Source organism: Okeania sp., assembly GCF_983059655.1.
Genome location: NZ_CEZPJD010000424.1, coordinates 1 through 6,670 on the forward strand (window position 1 = coordinate 1; position 6,670 = coordinate 6,670).

Annotated in this window: 6 protein-coding genes; all 6 read left to right on the forward strand. The window is 35.1% G+C overall.

Features of this window, described 5'->3' with window-relative positions; genetic code table 11:
- The coding region (locus tag AC3DU7_RS20905) for an ureidoglycolate lyase (protein ID WP_488041229.1) at positions 1–411 on the forward strand (411 nt) is incomplete at its 5' end.
- A gap of 1,353 nt (positions 412–1,764) precedes the next feature.
- Positions 1,765–2,934, forward strand: a complete 1,170-nt coding sequence (locus AC3DU7_RS20910) for an RNA-guided endonuclease InsQ/TnpB family protein (protein WP_488041230.1) — start codon at positions 1,765–1,767, stop codon at positions 2,932–2,934.
- A 167-nt stretch (positions 2,935–3,101) separates the two neighbouring features.
- Complete coding sequence (locus tag AC3DU7_RS20915) at positions 3,102–3,494, forward strand: NUDIX domain-containing protein (RefSeq protein ID WP_488041234.1); 393 nt, start codon at positions 3,102–3,104, stop codon at positions 3,492–3,494.
- Positions 3,495–3,759: 265 nt separating this feature from the next.
- Entirely contained in the window at positions 3,760–5,835 is a 2,076-nt protein-coding gene (locus tag AC3DU7_RS20920) for a heavy metal translocating P-type ATPase (RefSeq protein ID WP_488041231.1), read from the forward strand.
- 68 nt (positions 5,836–5,903) lie between these two features.
- Positions 5,904–6,041: a hypothetical protein gene (locus AC3DU7_RS20925; protein ID WP_488041232.1), complete on the forward strand. Its 138-nt coding sequence runs from the start codon at positions 5,904–5,906 to the stop codon at positions 6,039–6,041.
- A gap of 260 nt (positions 6,042–6,301) precedes the next feature.
- Positions 6,302–6,559 (forward strand): type II toxin-antitoxin system RelE/ParE family toxin, encoded by a 258-nt coding sequence (locus AC3DU7_RS20930; protein ID WP_488041233.1) that lies wholly within the window; start codon positions 6,302–6,304, stop codon positions 6,557–6,559.
- Positions 6,560–6,670 lie beyond the last annotated feature (111 nt).

A 6,670-nucleotide genomic window follows, 5' to 3' on the forward strand; every position in this document is an offset into this window, starting at 1 on the left:
GGTAGAAACCAAGCGGTAAACGATCAATATTTATTTGGTTGGTCAAAAAATCCTGGGGAAGCTCAAAAAATTCCCCAGGAAAAATTAGATCGTTCTTGTGTTTTGTTATGGCATACAAATTATTACCCAGACAGTGGGCAATTATTTTTTCCTCTGAATAGTTCCCCATTTGTTGTACCTTTGGCTTTAGCTGGTGATGATGTGAAACCAGAAGATTTTAAAGCTTTTTATTTTGATGGTACACAGGGATTATATATACACCCTAATATTTGGCATGAAGCAATTTTTCCACTAACTCCAGAACCTAGCTTTTATAATTGCCAAGGTAAGGTTCATGCCAGAGTGAGTTGTAATATTGCTCAAGAATTTGGTTTGTTTCTTTCTGTGCCCTTAAAAAAATTAGATAATTAATCTTATAACAAGTATTTTTACTTATTTACTTTTCTTAATACGATCGGGCACTCTAATAAAATATTTTGCCGATCGAGGATGGGGTTAATAGGCAGTTGCTCTAATAATAATATTTATTAGAATAAAGTTTTTACCTCGATCCCCTATCCTAATTAGCCTCCAAAACTAGCCAAGTTTCTTAATTCTATTTGGAATCCACCTTAATGCTAAGTAAATTAGTCCCAAGTAAACTGTAGCTATTAGTAAAATGTAAAACCCCTCAAAATCAATCATCATGGATACCCCCTAGCTGTAATTTTTTGTCTCTCTATATCTTTATTATTGCTTTAATTATAGATAATGGCATCCCCTAATTTGGTATCTCAATAGGGTAAAATCTGGAACTACCAGTTGGGTTAATCCGATACAATCAACCATTTATAGCCTGTATCTTAACAAAATGCAGTCTGATATACATTACCAATAAAAATTGGGAATTTGTATCATATATTAATCCTAACATAAATCATTTTTTTGAGAAACAAACTGCTAAAGTTTTTCTACAAATATCTAAAATATAACTAAACAAAGACTTTAAAAATATAATTCATAAAAAAAAGTTATATATTTGAGTGTTAATGTAGAGAATTCGATCTTATGTATTCAGCTATGAGGATTTTTTCTGATATTTTTTTCAAAGGTTGCATCTGGCCTAAAATTATTGAAGCAATTCTGATACACTTTGAGTCTCAGGGAAAAGACTAGAACTATTGTTTTTAATTTATAGATAAATGAGATAAACCAAAGTATTACTATTTAGTAAGAAGTTTATTAAGAGTTATGGCTTACTGAAAACTTTTTTGTGAAAGTCTTGAAGATGACATATTATCCAACTCAAAGATGAAGGCAGAAGGCAGAGGGCAGAAGGGAAGAGGTTTCAGAACTACTTTACTTTTTGTTATATACTTAGTTCTGTTCATGCCTGTCTACTTAAATCAAAGTATTACTATTAGACCTCTCCGGAAAAGAGGGAGTAGGGAGTAGGGAGTAGGGGAAAAGAATTGATGATTTATGCGTATGGGATTGATTTAATTTTTGATGCTCGCCAGATGTCTATTTAGTAAGGCGATCGCATTTTCATAAGCTCAAATACAATTGCCAAATAACTAGACTTCAACTTAATATCTGAAAGAAGTTGAGTTGATATTAATTCAAATATATGGAAACAGAAGTAAGACTGAGAGTCGCAGTATTGGGGCTATCAACAGTATTAAAATAATTGGGCAAAATTTAACATAAATAGACATTTACTGTGATATACTAGATTTATGTCTAACTTATTAAAGTCTTAAAAGAGGTGGCCAATCAATTGAAATGCAATCAATTAAGACTAAATTAAAAGTTAATAATAAGCAAAAAACACTACTTGCCAAACACGCAGGAGTAGCTCGTCATGCTTATAATTGGGGGTTAGCAACTTGTATTACTGAGTACGAAGAAACTAAAAAACGCCCAAGCGCCATCACCCTGCATAAGCGTTTAGTAGCCGAAGTCAAATCAATTAATCCCTGGTACTATGAGGTATCTAAATGTGCCCCTCAACAAGCATTAAGAGATTTAGAAAGGGCATTTAAAAACTTTCTAACTATTCCGAGCCGTGGATTCCCACTCTTTAAGAAAAAAGGTAGAAAAGACAGCTTTTACTTAGAAGGAAGTATTAAGATTTTCCAAGGAAACTACATACAATTACCCAGAATAGGAGTAGTAAAAACTTACGAAATCTTGCCGAATTGCAAAGTAAAAAATGTCAGAATATCCAAAAGAGCAGATAATTGGTACATCAGTTTTAAATATGATATTGAACCCGTACCAACAGAAAAAGTTGAAGAAACTATTGGTGTAGATATAGGCATAAATACATTAGCAACCTGTTCTGATGGCAGCAAATTTGCTAATGTCAAAGCCTACAGGCAAGCCAAAAAACAATTAATTCGTCATCAACGTGCAGTCAGTAAAAAAGTTATTGGTTCCAAAAACAGACGCAAAGCAGTAAAAAAACTAGCAAAGGTTCACAAAAAAGTAGCTGATATCAGAGCAGATGCACTACATAAACTCACTTCATGGTTAGCTAAAAACCACAGCACCATAGTAATTGAGGATTTGAATGTGAGTGGAATGCTCAAAAAGCGGTGCGACCCCGCGACGACGCCAGTCGCAAGCGGTCGGACCCCGCGCCGCCGACAGGCGCAAGGGAACGCCGACCAAGAGAGGGAACGCGCACCAAGACACCATAAACTAGCAAGTGCCATAGCAGACTGTGGCTTTTATGAGTTCAAGCGTCAGCTTACATATAAGTGTGAGTGGTATGGAAGTAAGTTAGTGATAGCAGATAGATTTTATCCAAGTTCTCAACTATGTTCTCATTGTGGTCATCAACAGAAAATGCCGTTAAACTTGAGAACTTATGAATGTAGTGAATGCGGTTTTGAAGCTGACAGAGATTTTAATGCTGCTATCAACCTGAAAAACTATGTGAATCAGTAGCTTGAGTTCCAAGCGAATTTAAGCCTGTGGAGAAGATAAGTTACAGACTGCGGTCAGTGGTCTTCAGTGTTTGCGCAGCATTGCGGAACGCAAAGCAGGAAGCTAGCTCCAAAGCTCATGCAACCATGTATGGGTAAGTTTGGGTAAGTTTAGTAGAACGGTTATTCATCGTAGACAATCAAGTTTTGTTGTTGCATCAAATGACAGATCCAGAACCTAATTGTTGGGACTTACCAGGAGGGGGACTGCAACCACAAGAGACACTGATGGAGGGACTAGGGCGGGAAATTAGAGAAGAAACAGGAATTACTGATTTTCAAGTAGAGGGACTACTAACAATAGCAGAGAAATTTTTTCCTCAAGGAGAGGGGAAGGTACTTCATAGTTTAAATATTATCTATAAGTGTAGGGTGGAACCGAAACCAACTAATCTTAGTAGTGACGATCCAGAGGTAGGACCTTTGGGTATTCAGTGGTTGGCGATCGCTACTCTAACACCACAGATGTGTTCAAGCAGAGTCTGGGAAGCATTACAAGCAGCAGGTTTAGTGTCAACTTGATATGAAGGCAGGAGGCAGAGGGCAGAAGCGGTGACCCCGCGTCGGCATCAGACGCAAGCGGTCAGATCCCGCGTCGGCGTCAGACGCAAGGGAATGCTGACCAAGAGAGGGAATGCGCACCAAGAGAGGGTAGAGGTTTCAGAGCTACTTTACTTTTTGTTACATACTGAGTTTTTTTCGTGCCTACCTACTTGCATTAATTTTGAACTGAATTAATTATAATATTTACAATCAAAAATTGTCTTGCTTGAGGAGCAGAATAAAAATGAGAAATCAAAATAATTCTCGTTGTTGTAGCTGTCATGATGAAGAAAACGATACCGGCCCTAATCTACCTATTCAACAGTCAAGTTTAAAACAGGAAATTTTACCTCTACTTCCCGTCATTATCATCTATATTTTAGGCTTGATTTTCTATCAACAATTACAAAATAATATTTATGGCATCGGAAAATATGTAATATTTATTCCTATCTATATATATAGTGGTCGGACTATATTTGCTACTGCTGGAAAAAATATTTTGAGAGGTAGAATATTTGATGAAAATTTTTTAATGACTGTAGCTACATTGGCAGCGATTGCTATTAATAAATTGCCGGAAGCAGTGGCAGTAATGTTGTTTTATCAAATAGGCGAAACATTCCAAGGATATTCTGTAAAACGTTCCCGTGGTTCGATCAAGTCATTATTAGAAACTCGTCCAGATTATGCAAATTTAAAATTTAACGGTTCTCTACAAAAAGTATCTCCTGAAATAGTAGAAGTTGGTAGTGAGATAGTTGTTAAACCAGGAGAAAAAATTCCCTTAGATGGTGAAATTATTTCTGGAATTTCTCAAGTTGATACTTCTGCTTTGACTGGAGAATCAATACCTAAAAAATTTACAGCTGGGCAAACAATATTAGCAGGCATGGTTAACCAAACGGGAGTATTAACTATTTACGTTACTAAACCATTTTCTGAATCTTCAATTTCCAAGATTTTAGAGTTAGTTGAAACTGCCAAAACTAAAAAATCTAAAACTGAAAGATTTATGACAACTTTTGCCAGGTACTATACCCCAGTAGTTGTCTTTATTTCTTTAGCGATCGCTCTTCTGCCTCCTCTATTTATTTCCGGTGCTACTTATACAGATTGGATAAACAGAGCTTTAATTGTATTAGTAGTTTCCTGTCCTTGTGGATTGGTAATTAGCATTCCTTTGGGTTATTTTGGTGGAGTTGGTGGAGCGGCAACACGAGGAATATTAGTCAAAGGTTCTACATTTTTAGATGATTTAGCGGCTATTAAAACTGTGGTATTTGATAAAACTGGAACTTTAACAGAAGGTAAACTTCAAGTGACAGATATTGTGACAAAAAATGGCTTGACTAAACCAGATTTAATCGAAGTAGCAGCTAAGGTTGAATCTTTATCAAATCATCCTATTGCCCAAGCAATTTATAAATATAATTATCGGAAAATTGATTATTCTGATGTGTCAGAATATCAAGAAATTGCTGGGTATGGAATTAAGGCAAAAGTTGGTAATAAAACAGTTATTTCAGGAGGCGAGCGCCTGTTACATTTAGAAAATATTCAACACGATCGTTGCAATCTTGGAGATACTGTAGTTCATTTAGCAATTGATAGTAAATATGTTGGTTATATCCTCATATCTGACAAAATTAAATTAGATGCTGCTCAGGCAATTAAATCTTTGAAAAAATTGGGTGTAGAAAACACTGTCATGTTAACGGGAGATGATCAAACAGTTGCTAAAAAGGTGGCAGAAAATTTAGGTATAAATAGTTATGAAGCTGAATTATTGCCAGAAGATAAAGTTAATGCCGTTGAAAAATTACTCCATCAAAATAATGGGAAAGTTGCTTTTGTTGGTGATGGAATTAATGATGCTCCGGTTATTGCCCGTGCTGATGTTGGTATGGCGATGGGTAGCATGGGTTCGGATGCTGCAATTGAAACTGCAGATGTTGTAATTATGAGTGATGCTCCTTCTAAGGTTGTTGAAGCAATAGAGATCGGCAGGAAAACGCGTCGCATTGTTTGGCAAAATATTGGTTTTGCTTTAGGAGTAAAGGGGTTGTTTATTTTGTTGGGAATAGCAGGGTTGGCAAATATTTGGGAAGCGGTATTTGCTGATGTTGGTGTGGCGTTAATTGCTATTTTTAATTCTAGTCGAGCGTTTATGAAGTCAGAAGTCTTTATGAAGTCAGAAGTTAAAAAGTTAAAAGTCAAAAGTCAAAAGTCAAAAGTTAAAAATTCAAAAGTTAAAATTCAAAATCCAAAAGTCAGAATTCAAAAGTTAAAAATTCAAAAGTCAAAAGTCAAAAGTTAAAAGTTAAAAGTTAAAAGTCAAAAAGTCCAAATCAAAAGTTAGATTTTTAGAAGGAGTGAATTAAACCGATGAATGCTTACAAAAAATATGTAATAATTGATAACCCTCAGCAGTTGGTTTTATCAGATTTGCCATTTACAGCAGGTCATTTCAGTTATCAGTTATCAGTTATCAGTACCTCTGCCTGTTTGCGCAGCATTCCGTAGGAAAGTCAGAGGCTTGAAATATTGAACTTTATTTTTTTTTCATCCCCTTGAAAGGGGAGGCTTGAGACCTTATTTTTTGGTCAAAAAGTTGAAATTATTATTTTAGCTGAAGATCATAATGAAGTTGATAGTCAACTAGAGGAATTACGCAAAAAAATTGATAGTGCAACTGAACAAATTTTAGCGGGAAATGTGAAAGATGGAGAATTAGTTTTTGAGGAGTTACAAGCTAGATTAAAAAATGAATATGGATTAGACTAATGGCAAAGTATCAATTTTCTGAGGATGCAATTAAAGACATTAATGAAATTTGTGATTATCTTGCCAAAAATAATTCTCGTTCTGCTAGTAACCTATTTGACACAATTCGCCAAAAATGTAAATTATTTGCTAATTTTCCAAAAATGGGGAAATCCTATTCAAAAATTAGACCAAATTTAAGGGGGTTTTTAGTCAAAGATTATATGATCTTTTATTATCCTCATGATGAAGGCTATTGTTATTCTTCGGATTATTAGCGGTTATCGTAATTTAGAAACATTATTTAATGAGGATAGTAATGTCTAGAAAATCTAAAATTAAAAGTCGAAAGTAAGATTTAATAGTAAAACTTGTAGGGTGCGTATTTA

Excerpts from the sequence above, each read along its gene's own strand:
- AC3DU7_RS20920 (WP_488041231.1), top strand. The coding sequence starts at position 3,760 with ATGAGAAATCAAAATAATTCTCGTTGTTGTAGCTGTCATGATGAAGAA.
- AC3DU7_RS20925 (WP_488041232.1), top strand. The coding sequence starts at position 5,904 with ATGAATGCTTACAAAAAATATGTAATAATTGATAACCCTCAGCAGTTG.
- AC3DU7_RS20930 (WP_488041233.1), top strand. The coding sequence starts at position 6,302 with ATGGCAAAGTATCAATTTTCTGAGGATGCAATTAAAGACATTAATGAA.
- AC3DU7_RS20910 (WP_488041230.1), top strand. The coding sequence starts at position 1,765 with ATGCAATCAATTAAGACTAAATTAAAAGTTAATAATAAGCAAAAAACA.